Below are 19,781 nucleotides of genomic sequence, written 5' to 3' on the forward strand. Positions count from 1 at the left end.
GAAATAAATCTCACTGAATTATAGCATATTTTTCTTATTCGACGCCCGTATTCTCATATTCCTTGCTGTTCCAGTTAGGCCCCGTTTGAAACCCGATTTACCTCCAAGCCTTTTCGGTTAAAGTAAACTATTTTTATTGCAATACATACAAGTGCCAACATAATAAACAATAAACCACTCCATATAGTCCCTTTCATTCCTGTAGTGGTAATAAACCACCCACCTGCTAAGGAACCGATGGACACACCCAGATTAATGAAGGAAATATATAACCCCGTGGCAAATTCAGGAGCTTCCGGAGCTTCAGAAGTTAACCATATCTGGGTTACGATGAGACCACTGGTATGAGCGGCTCCCCACAAAACCACAATAACAATGATAGGAACAATGGATTTTTCCCCCATGTAAAGCAGCAAGAACGAGATGGCTAATACGATCGGATGGAAAACAGTCGTTCTGACCCTATTTTTCCCAATCAATCTCCCTGCCAATAAGTTACCTGCCACTCCCCCTACACCGAAAATGACAAGCATAACACTAACGATTTTCCCACTCAACCCCATCACTTGTTCCAAGTATTCGGCAGCATAGCTATAGACCGAAAACATAGCGGCAAATATGAAAGTTGCAGCTCCAATATTGATCCAAAGGGGGACTTTACGCAATATTCCGAGCTGTTCCCCATAAGAGACTTTCTCAGCTTTGGACGATTTCGGAAGCATGATGGCGATCCCCACACTAGCAGCGGTGTTTACAACGGCACAAAATATAAAAGCGGCCTCAAATGAGAATTGATCTACGAGATAGGTTGTTATCGGAATTCCAAGTACCATACCCATACTAGTACCAACAAATGCTTTCGCAGAAGCTTGAGTGGATTTTTCCTTTGGATAGAGCGAAACTGCAGCTGCAAAGGCCAAGGAAAAATATACGGGATGGAACAATGCCGGGATAATCCGAAGTGCCAGCAAAACATAAAAATTAGGAGCATAAGCTGATAATAAACTACTTCCAGCAAAAATGAGTAAAGACACCATTATTACGTTTTTACGATTATATTTAGAAAGAATCAGTACCATAAAGGGACCACATAGTGCTATAACAAGTGCAAACACCCCGACGAGCATGCCGGCCTGAGACGTGCTGACATTGAAACGCTCCGTAATAGCTGGTAAAATTCCAACAACGCCAAACTCAATGGTATACACGCCGAATAAGCCCAGAGCGATAAAGAATATAGGGTTTATCTTCAGTTCATTCATTCGTTCCTGATCCCGTCATAAACGGCTTCACAAAGATCAACGGTAAACTGGCCTGACATGCCTTCCAAAGCTGTATTGGTAAACGCTACGACACTTAGTTGCTTCTCAGGATCAACTAACCAGGAATGACCATAGGTACCACCCATGCGCCAGGTGCCCGGTGATTCCGGAGTGTTTGCGGCGATAGGATCATTGAGCAGTATAAATCCTAGGCCAAAGCCTCTCCCTGGCCAATAGGCCATTGGCAGATCACCTATTTGGTTAGTAGCCATCTCCCGAACCAGACTCTCCGGCATCAGGGGTGCTCCGCCCTTGCGTAATGCTTCCAGCAGCAGCAATAAGTCGCCGGCGCTCCCGACCATGCCGGCTCCACCGGAGTGATAGGCCGTATCGTCAAGTGCCCGGCCAGGGGCAAGCCGGAAGCCAGCCGTGCCTTCTATAAAATCAATGCTATCGGGATCACGCAAAGGCCGTGGCTCTGGAACAGCATTGGCATAGGCCGTCGTTAGTCGCTCTGGATCGACTGCTGTAAACGCAGTGTCGTCCATGCCAAGCGGCGCTGTAACTAGCGTACGAATGGCTTCGCCAAGCGGTAAATCTGTAACCTTCGCAATCACGGCGCCGAGAACATCAGTCGCGATTGAATATTTCCACTGAGTGCCAGGCGTGTAAAGGAGCGGAACAGAGGCAATACGACGCAGGTTCTCTTCCAAAGTAATACCAGCCTGATCCATACCATCCGATACACCGGCGCGATGATAGGGACCATTCTCTTCCTGAAAAAAGCGATAAGTCAGTCCTGCCGTGTGCGTCATCAAATGCCAAATCGTCAAATTCGCGAATTCTCCGCTCTCCAAACGTGGGCGAAACTCTGGAAGCCAACGATCAACGCGGTCGTCCAGTCGTAAGCGTCCCTGCGAAACTAGTACCATCGCAGCTGTTGAAACGATAGGTTTAGTTACAGAAGCAAGCCTAAATAAGGCATTTCCTTGCATCGCCTGATTCTTTTCACGGTCTGCAAAACCGGCAGCGCGGTTATAAACCAGTACCCCGTCTATCGCTATTTTAATGACAGCGCCGACCAACCGTTTATCGGCAAGGGTACGATCGATTACTTCATCCATGCGTGATTGTAATCGCTCAGGATTCATTCTGTTTGTATTCAACTTATTCATTGGTTTTCATCCTCTCTGAATAGGAAAGATTTGATCACTTCACTATTGTTAGTTTATTATAATAATTAAGTGACTTGCTTTACATAAGGCATTCAAGTTATATCTACTCTTTAACAAATAAAAACGAGTTAGTTTATAAACAAAACTTTAAATTTAAAGGAGCCGATTTCAATGGACCATGTTGATAAACAAATCCTTTACCATCTTCAAAACCAAGCAAGAATATCAATGACGGAACTAGGCAAGTGTGTCGGGTTATCGCAACCCGCAGTAACGGAGAGAGTAAGACGTATGGAGGAAAAAGGGATCATCCAGGAGTATCGCACCATGATTTCCCCGGAGAAAATCGGGAAGCAAGCAGCCGCCTACATCCTATTTCGTACGTGGGATTGTCATGCATTCCTTGATTTTTGCCGCTCATCACCCGATGTCGTCGAATGCAACCGCATAAGCGGAGAGCACAACTACTTATTGAAAGTAATGACCGACTCCACACGGTCTCTCGAAGAGTTCGGCAACCAATGTGATAAATATGGGACGTATACGATTCTAATCGTGATGTCATCACCAATTGAACCTAAACTTCTTATCCCATCGCTTGAAGAGGCAAACTTACTTGCGGATCTAGAATAAAGTAGATAACAAAAAGGAATCCGGCATAAAACCGGATTCCTAGTACTTTAATTGTTCATCTTGCACTCAACCATCATCTAATCCTCTAAAACAACCTCAAAAGATATGCGAACCATCTCAGTATTCAACGTTTCCCCCAAATAGATGATATCGTAAGATCCCACTGGAAGATTCAGATCAGTGAATATAATTTTCCCATCCGGCTGACTAGCCGAATTGGTTTTAATATGCGCAATGGTAGTAATAGGTAGAATCTCACTTGGTACAGCACCTCTTGGGAAAATACCGAACGCATCTTCTCCCACTGACCCCTTGTAAGTAACTTCAATTAAATCGCGAGTCTGATAAACGGCCTTGTCTATCTGCATTGTCGGGCTACCGAGCGTCAGATCGGGATCGTCTTCAGGGTCCACTATCGGAATTAACGAAGGAAGTGGTACTGTGAAAGTGGCATCCTCAATCCACGTTTTTGCGAGAAAGTCCCTTCCTTTTACGACTACTTTATGATCATATACCTCTACGAAATATCCCTGGGAACCAGCTTTCTCCACATCCTCATCCGTCCATAAATAGGCTGTGGAGGCTGCATTAAACATAGTTGCATACTTTGCGTTATACATGGTATCTGCCGAGCCCAGTTCCCAATGGGTATGACCCGTAAATACAATCGTTTGTGGATGCTTAGCAAGAATTGTCTTAAGCTCCTTATCCTGTCGAATACCATGCCAACCGAACTTGTTTTGTGACCCTGAAACGGTGTTTTTCAAAGGCTGATGAACGAAAATAAAGGACGGTTTGTGAACCTCTTCGTGCTCCGATAACTTAAGATCTAACCACTCAAGCTGCGTCTCTGATAAATACGAAAAATCTTTTAACCCTATCTCTGTCCCTAGGAAAATAAAATGATAGTCGTTCATCCAAACATCGTAATACTTTTTATCCATACCCGTACTTGCTGTAAAATAAGACATTTGGGTATCAAGGTCCGCCCAACGAACATCATGGTTGCCGTAAGTAAAATAGATGGGTGGCAGACCCTCTCTATGATCCTTCAAAATTTGAGTCATCGTTTCAAATTCTGTTTGCTTGCCATTGTTAGTCAGATCACCAATATGCATAATTCCTTGACTATCGGGCGAAGTTGCCCTGATATCCTGTATGGCCTGAATGAAATTTTGCGAATGTACGCCTTCTATTTCATCCTCAACATGTGTATCTGTAATGACAGCGAATTTGATATTCGGCTTTTTGTCTTGTCCTTCATTTATATACTCCGCCATTTATTTCCCGCCTTTGAGTTTTTTGGAACTTTTCAATCCTATCGAAAATGACCTCGCTTTTGATGGGTTTGCTGATGTAATCATCCATTCCAGCTTCAAGACATTTTTCGCGATCGCCTTTTAAAGCGTTAGCTGTCACAGCAATTATGTAAGGGACTTTCTCTGGTGGCATAGTTTCTTTGATCTGTTTGGTCGTTTCGAGACCATTCAGGACAGGCATCTGGATGTCCATAAAGATGATATCATATGTTTCGTAAGCCAGCGCTCGAATAACCTGATTGCCATTTTCTACAATGCTAGTGAAATGCCCCATCTTTTCAATCATTTTTCTTAATACGAGCTGATTAATTTGATTATCTTCAGCTATTAGAACTTTCAAAGGTTTTTGAACAAAAAAGATCTCCTGTAATGAAGAGTCTTCTTGATACGATACCTCTTCTTTAAACCAAACTGTAAAAACAAAAGTCGCCCCAGGTTCGCCCGTTTGTTCGATCCAAATATCTCCACCCATCAACCCAACAATTTTTTTGCTAATGGCTAAGCCTAGTCCAGTTCCTTCCGATTGCCGCGTCATGAAACTATCCAATTGATAGAATGGGTCAAACAAATGATTGAGTTTTTCCTTGGGGATACCAATCCCAGTGTCTTTAATTGAGATTTTAAGCTGGAGCTTTTGATTTTCCCGCCCATTATTTTCCACCTCAATGAAAACCCCGCCGCTATATGTGAACTTGATCGCATTACTAATGAGATTCATTAATACTTGCTTAACGCGATCGTAATCACCAATTAATTTATATGGTAATTCTGTAATCATAGAAACTTGAATATCGAGCTTTTTTTCATGTGCTTTTGGCATCAGTACAGCGAGCGTATCGTCGATACAGTCTCTAATATCAAATGGCTGCTCTTGTAATTCAGTCTTGCCTGCTTCAATTTTGGAAAAGTCCAAAATATCATTAATAATCTTAATCAGCGTGTTCCCGCTTTTATTAATGATTTCTACATATTCTTTTTGCTCGTCATCCAAATCCGTCGTAGTTAATAGCAAGTCGGTCATGCCGATCACACCATTCATAGGGGTCCTGATTTCATGGCTCATCATGGCTAAAAACTCACTCTTTGCTTTATTTGTATTTTCGGCAGCTTCCTTAGCAATAAGCAGTTGTTTCTGTTCAGTCATATCTTTCGCAATAACATAGTACCCGACGTTTTCCTTATTTATGATGATGGGCGCTATCGTTGTTAACACTTCAACATGATGTCCATCTTTATGTCTGATTTTATTAATCTTTCTTTCCGTAGTAACGTCTTCAATGGAATAGGAAAGTATCCTACGGAGATTTCGTTCACCAATAAATTTGGAAATACGCTCTCCTCTCATCTCAATAACCTTATATCCAGTCAGTCGTTCTGCCATTTCGTTGGTGTTAATGATCCTGCCTTTCACATCCAGGGAAATAATAGCATCGTGGTTGTATTTTTTCAGAGACGTATAGCGCTCAACAGACTCTTGCAGCTTCAACTCTACTTTTTTACGTTCCGTAATGTCCTGTGTAGTTCCATTCATTTTGACAGGAATTCCATTTTCGTCGAATGTTACTGAAACGCGAATTTGCATATACTTAATAGTTCCATCGAGCTGCAGATTGCGAAATTCCGAGCTAATCGTTGTACCTTGCATGGTTTGATCAATGAATTCATGAAATCGTTGTTGATCCTCTGGATGAATCATAAATGCAAGATCCGTCGGATTGGATGGTAAATTTTTTTTGAACAAGTTATTAATTTGGTAAAATTCTTCAGAGAATGTGATCTTATCGTCAAGAATATCCAATTCCCAACTGCCAAGCATGGCAATATGCTGAGCCTCCGCAAGATTATCCTGGTATTTCTTTCGCTCTGTAATATCCCGCCCGATCCCTAATACCTTCTGTAAACGGCCTTGATCATCTCTAATGAGTTTAATCGCAGTCTCAAACCAAATATACGTACCATTCTTATGGCGTGAACGATAGGTAACTACCTCATTATCCGAAAAAGGTTCAGATCTTATTTTTTCTAAGTCTTCAGGATGATTTAATTCAGAACTATCTTTTCCGATCAATTCTTCTGTCTCATATCCCAATAAATCACGAACGGAGGGTGATAAATACTCGATGTTACCATCAGGATTCACTAAAGTAATAATATCTTGAGCATTTTCTGAGATAAGTTCATACAATTCTTCAATCTTTAAAAGTTTTTGTTCAGTGGCTATTTTATCTGAAATATCGATGATATGAACAATAAAGTATAATGGTGTTCCTTGTTTTTCGTCTCGTACCAAAGAGAGCCTTACAGACGCCCAAATCAGGTTACCGTTCTTCTGAATACAACGCTTTTCTAACTCATAGAATAGTGAATTTCCATTCAATACCTCTTGGATTAGTGCATTAACTTTATTCAAATCATCAGGATGGGTTATTTCCTTAAGTGTAAGTCCAATTGCTTCTTGCTCCGTATAACCGAGAGTTGGATAGAAAGAGGGATTGACACTCCTGATAGTTCCATCCATGGACACCAACGCTATAGCATTTGGAGCAAACGTATATACTTGTTGATAAACAGAGTCTCGATCGAAATCTACCTTAGGCATTTGAAAACCTCCAGTCGTCAATGTACCCCCTATTACTACTATATAATGCTATCTAAATATAACATGACTTTTATAGTGAACTGAAATTGGCATTATCTTTTACTTAGAAATTCACAATTTGCCTTCACGTATTGTTCTCCAGTCGTGCTTACAACAATATCGTCATCATGAGATTGAATAATGACATTTTCACCAATTTGTTCACCTTGTAAAAAGATCGAGATTGGCTGTCGAAATACCCGCATCCTTTCAAAGTCTGAAGGTTCTATCAGTTTGCGTTGTTTTGGCATGTTTTTCTCCTTTAAAGATATATGTTATTACATTATTGCATAAATAAGGATCAAAATCAGGTATTATCAAAAAGGACCTTGTCAAATGTCTAAAATCATCATGTCCACTCAGAATTGGTTCGCTCCGTTCATTACCAGCAAGAATTTGAGACACAGATGCCTACGAAAATGAATACACTACATCACAAGAGTGAATGAAAGGGAGTGGGAATCGGATGAAACAGACGAAGACGGCTTTTCAGTGGAATAGCATCACACACATCTTCACGCCGGAACTCACGTCCAATCCGCAACTGCGGCTGCAAAAGCCTGAACTCATTGAATCCGATATCCGAGGCGAATTGAAACGGTATTCCGGAAAGTCCGATGCCCTTCCGCAAGGACAACCCGGCTATCGAATCCATAAAATGCCGGAATATCTTATTGTTAATGTACCGAGCGTGCAAAAGACCTATATTTCGCGGTCAAACTGCCCAAAGGATGAGCTTTATGCCGAATGTGTTTAACATCTTTAACATCAATATCAATCAAGTCGCTACTGGCGGCGTCGTCAATTTCGGAGACAACCTGTTGCGCGGAAATGCGGCAAATTCCAAAGCGGTCGGAGGCAACACTGTCATCGGTGACGCCACATCTTCAGTTAATACGGACCGAAACAGCGTTCTGGATCCGGATATCATCGATCAGGGAAATAGCAACCTCGTATAGGAGAGCGCAAGCGATGAACTTTTATATTAACCATATTAAAATCAACTCCATCGCCAACCTGGGCTCCCTCAATATAGGCTACAACATTTTGTCGGATAACAGGGCGACGGAGATTGCGGAAGGCGTGAACGAGAAGACGTCCGCCGTGGTTCCGGAAGAAGAGTTGATACCGCCCATACACCCTGTAGCCAAATGATCGGTGGCTGTAAAGTCAAGTTTTTCCATACCTGAAGGAGGCGGCATCATGTATGATGCACATGCTTATCTGCACTCCTGTATATGCCAATTCGAACAAAGAATTGCCATGCTAGAGTTTAAGCAATGCGAGTTGAAGGCGGAAAATCAACGATTGAAAGATCAGCTCCAGGCTCAACTGAAGGATCATCTGGATAACCAGCTCAAAGAGAAGCTGAACAATTATTTGGCCGATCTAAAGCACACAACGCCCCCGAATATTACCTACAAAATTCAGGAACTGCACGTAAACGAGCTGAAAGGTACGCTGAACATCGGTCTGACGTCCACCGCAACTACCGAAGAGTTGCACGGTATGATCGACAAGCTGAAAACCAATCAGGGGCATACCACCGAAAACATGTTTTTTTCACAGGATTCAGAGAGCCCCTAGGGTCACCCATTAAACCTGTAGCAATTCCAACTAGGATCAGTGGTATATGTCCGAATTTCGCCAATTCGAGTCATTAGGAGAGATGAATAGGTTTTCGATAATCTGCAAAAAAAAAGAGAGGATAGCATAATGCCATCCTCCTGAATGATCCGTATTGCAAATGGGGGTATTTTTCTTAATGATTGTCTGATTGATCATGAGGCACTATGACGATAGCAGAAGTAACCGTTTGGTTGCCCGCTTTGTCCGTTGCTGTATAGGTTATGGTATAGATGCGACCTTTTTCTGCACGTAAACTAAATGAAGTGGCCGCAGTACCGATATTAGCCCCAATGTCACCTTGACCACTATCCGGCTCATTGCTGGTAATGGAGGTTAACACCACAGAGGCAACGCCTGACGCAGCATCGCTCGAATTCAGCGTAGCATGAATCGTCACCATTTTATGATTCGCCGGCCATATTGACGTATTATCTAATTGAACGGTTAATACTGGAGCCGTTTTGTCAATCTTGAACTCGATGGTTTTGATCGGTTCTACATTGCCTGCTAGATCCGTGCTGCGATAACCGACCTTATAGTTCCCTTCACCAAAGGCAGGAATGGAACCGGTATAGGCAATCCAACCCCCGTCATTCACTTGGTATTCTGTTTTTGCCATGCCATATACATTATCACTTACAGAGAAGCTTACCGTTACATCCGACATATACCATCCGTTGCTGCCATTAGGTGCAGTCGGACTTAAAGATGCGACACTTACGGGTGCAATCTTATCGATATTGCTTATGACAATGCTAGTTACATTGGATACGTTACCTGCCGCATCCGTTCCTCTTGCATACACGGTTTCATTTGCTAAAAGGACAATAGGTGCCGTGTACGCTGTCCATGTGCCACTTGCGCCCACTTTATATTCCTTCACCGCTGCGTCAGTTGGATAGTTAATCGTTACCGTGACACCTGTGTTCGTCGGTGCTGTAATATCTGCAGCTAAGGTTGCATCTGCTGGTGGTGTTGTATCAATGACCAATTTCACCACTACCGCAGCAGTGGCCTGCTTTCCTCCGTACGTTGCCGTAACGACGGTTTCACCTTGCGATACACCGATGATCGTACCGCTCGTAACCGTTGCGAATGAAGTATTCCCGACCTCGAACATAGATGCCGTTGTCACGTCTTGATTTGTACCGTCCGAATACTGTCCGGTCACTTTCACCGCTGCGGATTGTCCTTTATACACTTCATAGCTCGCTGCGTCAAACGCGAGTGTTTGCAGCGTCGGTGCTTCAACGATCTTATAAACGTTCAGTTCGGATGCGGAAGCAAAGTTGCCTGCACCCGCAGTTGCTTCAAGCTTGATGTAAGAAGCATTTACTGGAGCGAAGTTCACTTCTTTCAGCAAGTTGTTTTGCAGCCACGCACCGCTTGCTACTTTCGTATATTGCACACCGTCTTGGCTGACGTATACGTTGTATGCAGTGATTGTGCCGTTACCGCCATCGGGACGGGGCAAATAGTCCAGTTTGCTGATTTTGTAAGCTCCACCCAAATTCAAGATAATCGATTGTGGCAGTGGATCGGTACCGAACCATTTGATATGCCACCACGTGTTCACATCGCCGTCGAGTGCATTGCTTGGGTCATCTCCAGGTTGGAAGCTTGTAGCCGTTGCCGTCATTTGGCTTTGCGTAATTTTCACCAAACCTGTTTGCCCGGTTACGGTGACATCCACAGTCGCTTTGAAGCCTCCATCCGCCGTAGTGACCGTAATTGTTGCCGTGCCTGCTCCTTTTGGAGATACGACGCCGTTTCCGTCCACCATCGCGATGCCCGGATTACTGCTGCTCCACGTAACCGAAGTGTTCGCCGCATTCAGAGGCGCTACCGCTGCCTCTAGAGCAACAGGCGCATCAAGTACATTCAAATTCAATGCCGTTTGATTCAGCGTTACACCAGTCACAGGCGCCGTTCCGATGATTGGTAAGCCAATCAGCTTCACATCCGCGATGCTTGCTTTCGTATTTGCGTCTGGCAGCCCGGTAATTGTAATTCTTACATAGCGTCCTTGGCTGCCGAATGTATCTTTCAGCACTTGACCAGCTTCGGTATTGTTCATACGGTTTAACACTTGAATCCAGTTACTGCTGCCCGCTTCCCGGACTTCCAGCTTGTATTTGTACACTTTGTCGCTCTGTCCAAACGAAATCTCTAATCCTTGGATCGAATGCATTTTACCCAAATCGGCGGACCAAACATGACCCTGGTTGGCATCATTTGCCGACCACATCGTAGCCGCATTGCCGTCGTTGGCATTACTTGCTGGGAACGCCGGATCCACACTGTCTGCCGTTGCCGGCTTGCCTTTCAAAATGTCACCCAAAGTAGGCGGTGCCTGAGGCGTTTCATATACATCAAGTTCGGAAGCGGATACGAAGCCGCCTACTGCCACTACCGCCTCTAATTTCACATAACGCGCATCCACAGGCGTAAATTGGATATATTTCTTTATATTGTTGCGAACCCAGGTCCCCGTACTGACTTGGGTATAGTTCGTTCCATCGGTGCTTACATACAGATTGTAGGTCGTAATCGTGCCATTTCCAGCATCCGTACGCGGTGCGTAACGGAATTGGCTGATGTTGCGAACCTTGCCGAGATCAAGAATAATCGATTGCGGTAGTTTGTCAGAACCGTCCCATTTCGTATGCCAGACGGAATTCGAATCGCCGTCAATGGCTTTGGACGCTTCACTGCCCGGTTGGAAGCTCTTTGCTGTAGCTGTCATCTGATTTTTCGGAATCGCCAGCGGTATCGGAACAGAAGCGTCTCGGTACACGTTCAGTTCAGCTGCAGCCGCAAAACCATTAACACCAGCTGTCGCTTCCAATTTTACATACTGCGCTTCCACGGTAGTGAATGTCGCTGTTTTTTCTAGCTTATCCGCATTCCATGCACCGGTGGCCACCTTCGTGAAGTTGGTTCCATCCGTGCTCACATAGACGTTATAAGCTGTAATAATACCATCCGAGCCTAAATATTGTCTCGGCAAATATTTCAATTTATTGACGGAAAGCTTCGTGCCGAGATTGAGCGTGATCGACTGTGGTAGCGGTGTGCTGCCATCCAGCTTAGTGCTCCAGATAGTCTCTATGCTGCCATCCAACGCATTAGCTACAGGACTTGTAGCATCGGTGCTCGTAGCCGTTGCTACGATGTCAGCCTGTACGATTTTCGTCGGATCGTTATCTGGTTCTGGCAGCGAAATGACAACTGCGTCTGTAAGTGGAGTCGTATCTGCCACAAAACCGGCCACTGTCAATTCAAAGCCTTGATCCGCCGGCATATCCGGCGTTTTCACATATACGATGCCGCCTTTATCCGCGCTATCATAGTACCAGCCGCTTGCAGCGCTCGCCCATTCTGTTTTACTTGCATATTCCGTATAATTGGAGCCGCCAACTACAACGCTTGCCGGTTTCGCATGCATATGAATTTGGAATTGGTTCGTACGCGCAGCCAGTTTGCCACTGTAATCGCCTACGCTCGCCCCTACTTGAACTTTTAAGTCGCCTGTTCCAGTTTCAGGAGCGATCGAAGTAATAAGTGTTTTCGCAAATTTGCCATTACGGTGCTCTCTCGAAACGCCGTCATCCTCATACATCGTGAAGGTAGAGGTTTTGTAAGGATAGATGTCGTACGTAATCGGATTCGGTTGCACTTGACCGTCATACAGCGATTCCGGATACATTGGGATAATTGCCCCTGCTTTGACGAGAAGCGGCAAACGACTTAGCGGAGCGCTGTATTCGTCCAGCATTTTGGAGCCGTAATGCTCTGTACCTGTCCAGTAGTCGATCCATTTGCCTTTCGGCAAGTATATGCCGTTTCTTACCGCAGTATCTTTGTATACAGGCGCAACCAACAGTGACTGCCCAGACATGAATTGGTACTGTGTCAATGTGTTCTTCGTATTCGGGTCGTTCGGGAATTCATACACCATCCCTCTCGCCATCGGTGCACCCGATTCATAAGCTTCGTTCAAATACGTGTAGAAGTAAGGCGTTAAGCGCTGTCTGAGCTTCAAAATATCGCGGTTATAGCTTGTGTATGGCTCTCCATAACGCCAAGGCTGTTTATCTACCGATGCCCAACCGGACATACTCATAAGGATCGGTGTGAATGCTTTCCACTGCAAATCACGTACATAGGTCTGGGCACTGCCGCCAAAGATCCCATCCACGTCACCGGTAGCGTAGTTCATGCCTGACAGCCCCGCACCGATCACGGAAGGAATATGAAAGCGGATATATTCCCAGTTCCCGGATTGATCTCCCGACCAAACGGTTGAGTAACGCTGCGTACCTGCCCATCCGCCGACGGACCATACGAAACCGCGATCGTTTGAGTTGTTTTCAACCCCTTGATGCGCTTGTTTTGTTGCATCAAGAGCAAAGTCGTACCCTGGTCCGACCCAAGCTACGTCCAGCTTGTTCAAGCGAGTTCCAGCCACTCCTACCTCTGTTGCGATATTAGCAAGACCATTCTGCGTCCACAGGCCGGTGTAAAAGCCTAAATCATGAAGCTGTTGAACAGTGCTTGGCAACTGCACATACCCGCAGCCGTATCCGTCGTTCGGCAGAAGCCAACCGCCCGGCATGTCGTTGGTGCGGAAGCCTTGAGCAACTTTCAGCACATCCGGCGTCGTAAGCTTATTCGGCTTGTTAGCACCCGTATTGCTTGTGTTATAACAATCCGCATCCCCCATACTCATTCCCCATCTAGGAATCAGTGAAGGCTTGCCGGTCAAATCCGTATAGCCATTCAAAATATCTTTGAACGTATCGCCATAAAAGTAATACGCGTCAAATCGGTTCTCATTATGTGTCAGCTGAGTGGGACTGCCGAAATCGTATGTTCCATCTTGGAATGTGTTCCGCAGTACGCCGTAGCCAGCCGTGCTCAGATAAAACGGAGACGGATTGGACACGGTGCCGCTACCCCAGTCGCCGAAGTTTTTGGCAATCTTAATCGTCTTGTCACGGTGAGAGAAAAATCCGTTCTGCATCCCTCCGCCGTAGTAATACTCATCTGCTCCTCGTACAAGCTTTTGAGTTGTCGATGATGAGCTGTAGTTTAACGGAGACTCCTCTTGCCATACGACAGTCGCATTGTCACTCTTGTACATCGCGAATTTGAGCGGACTTTTGTAGGCGCGTAAAACGAATTTGCCCGTCGCGATTTTGTAGTAGCTGCCCTCATCTGACCAATTTACAGCAACCGGACCAAAATCTTCCTTCACGACGATCGGCTCTTTTGGCGTTGCCGAGCTTTTACCGGCTAGCGTTTGAAAATTACCGCCTACTCCAAGCCATATACGAACCATGTCATCGCGATTAAAAACAACTTTCACCTTATCGGAACCGGACGTGATCGTAAATGTCTTAGCATCTGTTTTCTCAAAATTCGTTATGTCGCCAACCGCTGCTGCATGAGTCGTTGTTCCACCAATGAAAAGAATCGCTAATACGAACACCAGGCAAAAAGCAAACCCAAAAGCGTTTTTAAGCGTCTTCAAATCATACACTCTCCTCTTCATTCTCAACTTTGGCCAATCTACCGAGGGGTTCTTAACCCTTTAATGCCCCAGCCGTAATCCCTCCTGTAATTTGTTTTTGGAAAATGCTATAAAAAATAATCGTCGGACCCATAGAAATGATCAGGGCTGCGAAAAGAGGTCCCCATTCTGTCCTGTACTGCATTTCACCTTGCATGACCGCAATGGCTACCGGTATCGTATATTTCGTTGGATCATTAATAAGCACAAGTGCAAAAACGTATTCATTCCATATATTCAGCACAGTAATAATAGCCACAGACATCAATCCCGGCTTAGCGAGTGGAAGCATGATCCGGAAAAAAATCCCGTAATGGGAAGCACCATCAATAGAAGCCGCTTCTTCTAGTTCACTTGGCAGTGATTTGAAAAAACTGACTAAGACGAAAACGGCAAAGGGCACTGCCGTTACCATGTAAACTAAAATTAGGCCGAACAAATTGTTAGTTAGATGAAGATCATTCAGCAAAAAGAATAAGGGGATGATGCCAAGAAATGTTGGAATCATCATGTAGGAAAGATATGAATAATAAAGCAATCCATTTCCTCTAAACGTAAATCGGGCAATCACATAGGCCGTCGTAGCCGATAAGAGCACGCCAAATACTGTGCTTACTATTGTCACCAAAAGAGAATTCATAAAATTTTGACCAAAGTTATATTTTTCCCACACAAATGAAAAATTGGACCAAAGCAAAGGGAGCTTCGGCAGATCCCACGGTTTGCCTAAGAAAAACTGCTGATTATCTTTTAATGAGCTAAAGACTGTCCAAAGCAGCGGATAAAGAATACATAGCGACCAAACAATAAGACAAAATTTGAAAAACAACCGAAATACAGGATTGACTACACCTTGACCCATAAGAATAACTCCTCTACGTTAATTCAATGGTTTCTCTCTTCATCAGCCTCTGAAGGGTTGCTGTGGTTATTAATGAGAGAACCAAAATGAGGACGCCAATCGCTGACGCATAACTGAATTTACCGAATTTGAATGCATTCAAATACAAATAGGAGCCCATAACCTGTGTGGCGTTATCTACTCCGCCTTCAAAGGTCATAATCGTGACGATGACGAATGATCCATTAAGTGTCGTCATGACGATCCATAGAACGGATGTCTTGATTTGTTCCCACGACAAGGGAAGGGTAATCAGCCAAAACTGATGCCATTGTGACGCCCCATCAATGTCAGCTGATTCAAATAACGACGATGGGATACTAAGAATACCGGCAACCAGCAATATGATCGTAAAGCCTATACCTGCCCATATAGAGGGTGGCAAGAGCGCAAATATCGACCATTTATCGCCTAACCAAGCGAAATCGTACTTTTTATCTGTAAATAAAGAAATAAAGGAATTCAAAAATCCAAGGTTTGGATTATACACATAACGCCATAGGACGCCGACCACAACAACAGAAAGCACATTAGGTATAAAGAAAATGATCCGATAAATACCCGCGCCTTTGATGTTGAAACGGGTTAACGCTACCGCGAAGAACATGGACAGGACCATAAAACCAATGACTTTGCCGAAGACAAGAATGTAATCGTTTCGAATTGTCTTCATGATCACACTGTCATGCATCATCTCATTGAAATTTCCAAGACCGATAAAGTTATAGGTTTCAGAGCCGCCCGACCAATCAAACAAACTAAGATAAATACCTTTAAACATCGGGTAAACGGTAAATACGAGATAAAGAAGCAAGGTTGGAAGGGTAAAGGAAAGAATGAAGATATTACGCTTCATCTTCGCTGTGCCGGTTCTAACACTTTTTTTCTGATCGATCATGCCAGTAACGGCTGTCTTGCTCTCTTTCATACTTTCCTCCAATCTAAATTTCTGAATGATAATAAGGGACTCTTATGATCTCCCTCATTATCATTCAAATCCTTAATATGGCTTATTTCTTTTCTTTGGAGCGAATTTTATCAGTCGCTTCTTCCATGCGATCTGCCCACTGCTGCGGTGTAATTTCACCTTTGGTAAGAGCAACAGTTGCGTTGTTTCTCGCTGTTACTAGTTCCTCTGGAATAACGATTTCAGGCGCAACAACGGTATTCGGTGAATTATAGAATTTGGCTGCCTCTTTCGTTAGAGCCGGTGCATTCGTTCCTTCGAGATCCGCCTTGATGTTCGAAGGGGCTTTGGAAAGCTCTGCCCATGCCTTACTTTGCTTTTCTGTGAAAATAAATTGCATGAACGCTTTGGCCGCTTCAGGGTTTTTCGCTTTCTTCGCTATTCCTACAGTAGAGGTGTATGGATTCGCTACGAATTTACCACCTTTGTCTTGACCAATGGAAGGTAAGAATCCAAATTCAAATCCTGCTGGAATGTCCTTCGCCATTTCACTCTCAACCCAAATGCCAGTCGGTATGAAAGCCGCTTTGTGTTGCAGCCATTGGGATTGGGAATCCGTGTGATTCAGAGCCGGTGACCCTTTGTCGATGAGGCCTTTATCTCTCATTCCCACAATTTTAGCAAGTGATTTCATAACGGGTTCGCTTTTCCAAACACCTTTTTCGAGGGAGTTAATTTTCTTAAAGATGGATGTATCATAGTTGTTCATTGCAATAATCGTTGGGTCTAATAAGCCCCCGTTGATGTAGTACGGATAAACCCCCGTATGGATGTAATCACTCATCTGGCCATCAGCTTTAATTTTTTCTCCTAAAGCCATGAAGCTTTCGAAGTCGGCAGGCGCTTGCCAGCCTTTATTCTTGAATAACGCTTTATCGTAGAACGTCCCCCAAGAACCGAAGACTAACGGAACGGCAAATGCTTTTCCTGGCTTATATTCCTCAGGCTGAGCGATCAGGAGATCGAGAATTTTCTTCCCATCTACGTTCTTCGCATCCTTCAACCAGTCTGTAATATCCATAAGTTGGTCATCGGTTACCATTTGTCTTGTATTGGAGCCGGCTCCATCGATGTAAACAAAATCTGGCGGGTTCCCTTGAATCCAGCGCGGTTTCATTTGATCATTAATTTTCGCTCCAGCGGATTCTTTGATCTTAAGGTCCGGGTTCATCTTCTGGAAATCGCCAATGGCTTGTTTCCACCACGCGTCACCATACCCACCTACAAAATACTGGATCTCAAAGTCTCCAGCAAGCTTTGTTCCCTCTGGCTTTGCGCTAGCAGCCGGTTTGGTGCTTTCGACCGGTTTTACACTTTCAGCGGGCTTCGTACCCGCATTGTTACTTCCGCAACCCGTTAGTGTAAGAAAAACAGTCGACAAAACCATACTCCATGCCATTGCTTTTTTTGAATTAATCATTGAAACGACCTCCCTAGAATTTTGCGGAGCATACCTGTTTCGGAAGCATCCACTTCGAACAATTGTCTATTGGTTCGTGCACCTTTATCATATTGATTTTCCCGGTATACAACCATTGAAATTAGTACTGTAAATAGTTAAAAATGTACTGTCTTTTGTCATTTGGAGAACGATCACCTCTAAGCTTATACAAATTAAGCCCATGCAATGTGATCTCCACTTCTTAAAATATTGATGCAGCAGCATATAAGCAAACAGCAGTTGAGAGGTCTTTTTCAGGCGTCTCAGGACGCTAAACCCGCTAACTTGCCTTCTCTCAGCAGCTGAGAGGTCCTTTTCAGGCGTCTCAGGACACTTTCGCTCAGTTCAGGCCTCCGAGACAGCCTTTTCAGACTTCTCAGGACGCAAAACCCGCTAACTCGCCTTCACTCAGCAGTTGAGAGGTCTTTTTCAGACGTCTCAGGACACTTCCGCTGCATTCGGGCCTCCGAGACAGCCTTTTCAGACTTCTCAGGACGCAAAACCCGCTAACTTGCCTTCTCTCAGCAGCTGAGAGGTCCTTTTCAGGCGTCTCAGGACACTTTCGCTCAGTTCAGGCCTCTGAGACGCCCCTTTCTGCCTTCTCAGGATTCAATATGCTACTTTACTTAGAGCATCTGAAAAGTGCATTTCGAGCTCTCACTTCGCTATAGCACCATTCCCACACTTCTGCGATGAATACATCCGTTTCCGCTACGGCCTAATAAATAAGGGGTATGCTTCGCTTCCCCCAAACCCAAAACAAATAATGAAAGGAGCTGTCCCAAAAGGGTATCAGTGAATGAACGAGTCCCAAAAAACATGCAAAAACGCCTCCAAAACCACTACGCAAATGGGGATGGAGACGTTTTTTGATAGGAAAATTCATGTCAGGGTGGGGGTTCAAAAATCCAAAAATGAATTGCAGGACAAGCCCCTTCGTTCTTACATGGATTAGTGACTTTTGTCGAGTGCGATTTGCTGCAGCCGATCGAGTGCTTGTTTGGGTGTCATCTGGCCGAGCAAAACGGTTTGCCCCATATTTCTGGTCGCGTTAAGAACGGCAGACCACGCTGGATTATTAATCGGGTAAAACCTCGCGCTTTGGATAGAGTTGAGATTTTGTTTCATGAATGTATCAGTAGCCGCCAATTTATCGCCTACCGTACGAATTGTAGGAAGAAATCCTTCCCTAAGGACAAACTCTTCATAACGTGCATCTTCGTAAATAAAATCGAGAAATTTAGACAACGCTTCCTTGTTGGTATGATCAGTTTTGAATGACATCCAAACGTCCTGCACACCTAGTACCAGAGGAGTCTGTCCCTCTTTTACCGGAATCGGTCCTTTCGCCCATTTTAACCCTGGGAATTCCTGCGGTACGACCGCCTCAAAATAATTGCCGGAAATGAGCATCCCCAATTTGCCGTTTCCTAGAATTCGCTGTTTTTCGTCGCGCGTCGTGATTGCTGGCTCTGGGTCCGTTAAACCCTTTTCATAAAGGTTTCTTAGAAACGTTATACCTTCCACATTTTCAGGAGAATTGATAACCCACTCGCCATCCTTCATCCAGCCTCCTCCGGCTCCGTAGAAAAAATAGGAGAGATAAGCCCAAATTTCATTATCCGTCAAATCGACACCGAAACCGTCCACTTGTTTCATATCTTTGATTTTGCGTGCATCTTCCTCTAGATCTCTCCATGTTTTTGGCGGTTCTGTAAGACCAACTTCATTGAAAATATCTTTGTTATAATACAATTCCCGGATCGTCGTTACATAGGGAACCGTATATTGAGTGCCAAGCATTTTACTGCTATCCATAAGATAAGGGTAAAATTTATCCTTCAATTCGGGAGAAAGAAGGTCCTCCATACGATTCAACAGTCCATCCTTAGCGAAATGCGCGTATATGTTCGTGAGCAGCAAATCTGGAGGTTGATTGCGGCTGATCATGGTATTGTAAGCACTATCTAATATGTCCCAGTTAATCACTTGGAGTTCGACCTTTATGTTAGGGTACTTCTTCTCGAACTCTTTCACTAAGTTTTCAAAATAGGGTCTAGTAGACGCGCTATACTCAGGAGCCACAAACATAATAGACGCTTTAGCGTCGGTATCGGTCGAAACTGGATGATGAGCGTCCCCCCACATGCATCCGGTGAGCAGCATTGTCGTAAATTGAAGGAGTACGAGCAAAGAACCCATTTTTCTTTTATGTAATTGGCTCATTAATTGATCCACCCT

15 protein-coding genes are annotated in these 19,781 nt (G+C 44.3%); 5 read left to right on the forward strand and 10 right to left on the reverse strand.

The window, feature by feature from the left end; genetic code table 11:
- Positions 1-74: 74 nt before the first annotated feature.
- Positions 75-1,262 carry an MFS transporter gene (locus GC098_RS10885; RefSeq protein WP_216625235.1) on the reverse strand — a complete coding sequence of 396 codons (1,188 nt, stop codon included), beginning with the start codon at positions 1,260-1,262 and terminating at the stop codon, positions 75-77.
- Positions 1,259-2,437: a serine hydrolase domain-containing protein gene (locus GC098_RS10890; protein WP_216625236.1), complete on the reverse strand. Its 1,179-nt coding sequence runs from the start codon at positions 2,435-2,437 to the stop codon at positions 1,259-1,261. Before GC098_RS10890 ends, GC098_RS10885 begins: the two co-directional genes overlap by 4 nt.
- 171 nt (positions 2,438-2,608) lie before the next feature.
- Here GC098_RS10890 and GC098_RS10895 point away from each other — a divergent pair, with 171 nt between their 5' ends.
- Positions 2,609-3,070, forward strand: coding sequence for an Lrp/AsnC family transcriptional regulator (locus GC098_RS10895; protein ID WP_171643190.1), 462 nt, complete (start codon positions 2,609-2,611; stop codon positions 3,068-3,070).
- Between the two features lie 77 nt (positions 3,071-3,147).
- Here the strand turns inward: GC098_RS10895 and GC098_RS10900 are convergent, their stop codons facing one another.
- From GC098_RS10900 to GC098_RS10910, 3 genes are all read right to left on the reverse strand, one after another.
- Entirely contained in the window at positions 3,148-4,350 is a 1,203-nt protein-coding gene (locus GC098_RS10900) for a metallophosphoesterase family protein (protein WP_171643191.1), read from the reverse strand.
- A complete protein-coding gene (locus tag GC098_RS10905; protein ID WP_171643192.1) occupies positions 4,331-6,988 on the reverse strand; it encodes a PAS domain S-box protein in 2,658 nt (885 codons plus the stop codon). Before GC098_RS10905 ends, GC098_RS10900 begins: the two co-directional genes overlap by 20 nt.
- 92 nt (positions 6,989-7,080) lie before the next feature.
- Complete coding sequence (locus tag GC098_RS10910) at positions 7,081-7,278, reverse strand: hypothetical protein (RefSeq protein ID WP_171643193.1); 198 nt, start codon at positions 7,276-7,278, stop codon at positions 7,081-7,083.
- Between the two features lie 215 nt (positions 7,279-7,493).
- On the opposite strand from GC098_RS10910, the gene GC098_RS10915 reads away from it, so the two are divergent.
- Genes GC098_RS10915 through gerPC form a run of 4 tightly spaced genes read left to right on the forward strand, consistent with a single transcriptional unit; the run spans position 7,494 to position 8,614 of the window.
- Positions 7,494-7,784: a hypothetical protein gene (locus GC098_RS10915; RefSeq protein ID WP_171643194.1), complete on the forward strand. Its 291-nt coding sequence runs from the start codon at positions 7,494-7,496 to the stop codon at positions 7,782-7,784.
- Positions 7,768-7,986 carry a spore germination protein gene (locus GC098_RS10920; RefSeq protein ID WP_029199095.1) on the forward strand — a complete coding sequence of 73 codons (219 nt, stop codon included), beginning with the start codon at positions 7,768-7,770 and terminating at the stop codon, positions 7,984-7,986. Before GC098_RS10915 ends, GC098_RS10920 begins: the two co-directional genes overlap by 17 nt.
- A 13-nt stretch (positions 7,987-7,999) precedes the next feature.
- A complete protein-coding gene (locus GC098_RS10925; RefSeq protein ID WP_171643195.1) occupies positions 8,000-8,182 on the forward strand; it encodes a hypothetical protein in 183 nt (60 codons plus the stop codon).
- Between the two features lie 48 nt (positions 8,183-8,230).
- Complete coding sequence (gerPC, locus tag GC098_RS10930; RefSeq protein WP_171643196.1) at positions 8,231-8,614, forward strand: spore germination protein GerPC; 384 nt, start codon at positions 8,231-8,233, stop codon at positions 8,612-8,614.
- Positions 8,615-8,789: 175 nt separating this feature from the next.
- Here the strand turns inward: gerPC and GC098_RS10935 are convergent, their stop codons facing one another.
- From GC098_RS10935 to GC098_RS10955, 5 genes are all read right to left on the reverse strand, one after another.
- Positions 8,790-14,192, reverse strand: coding sequence for a discoidin domain-containing protein (locus GC098_RS10935; protein WP_171643197.1), 5,403 nt, complete (start codon positions 14,190-14,192; stop codon positions 8,790-8,792).
- A 52-nt stretch (positions 14,193-14,244) separates the two neighbouring features.
- The gene (locus GC098_RS10940) at positions 14,245-15,093 is read right to left on the reverse strand and encodes a carbohydrate ABC transporter permease (RefSeq protein ID WP_171643198.1); all 849 of its coding nucleotides are present in this window, start codon (positions 15,091-15,093) and stop codon (positions 14,245-14,247) included.
- Positions 15,094-15,106: 13 nt separating this feature from the next.
- A complete protein-coding gene (locus GC098_RS10945; RefSeq protein WP_171643309.1) occupies positions 15,107-16,030 on the reverse strand; it encodes a carbohydrate ABC transporter permease in 924 nt (307 codons plus the stop codon).
- A 112-nt stretch (positions 16,031-16,142) separates the two neighbouring features.
- Positions 16,143-17,519, reverse strand: a complete 1,377-nt coding sequence (locus GC098_RS10950; protein WP_246320896.1) for an ABC transporter substrate-binding protein — start codon at positions 17,517-17,519, stop codon at positions 16,143-16,145.
- Between the two features lie 972 nt (positions 17,520-18,491).
- The gene (locus tag GC098_RS10955) at positions 18,492-19,766 is read right to left on the reverse strand and encodes an ABC transporter substrate-binding protein (protein ID WP_171643199.1); all 1,275 of its coding nucleotides are present in this window, start codon (positions 19,764-19,766) and stop codon (positions 18,492-18,494) included.
- Between the last annotated feature and the right edge of the window lie 15 nt (positions 19,767-19,781).

It is taken from the genome of Paenibacillus phytorum (assembly GCF_013141715.1).
GTDB lineage: Bacteria > Bacillota > Bacilli > Paenibacillales > NBRC-103111 > Paenibacillus_E > Paenibacillus_E phytorum.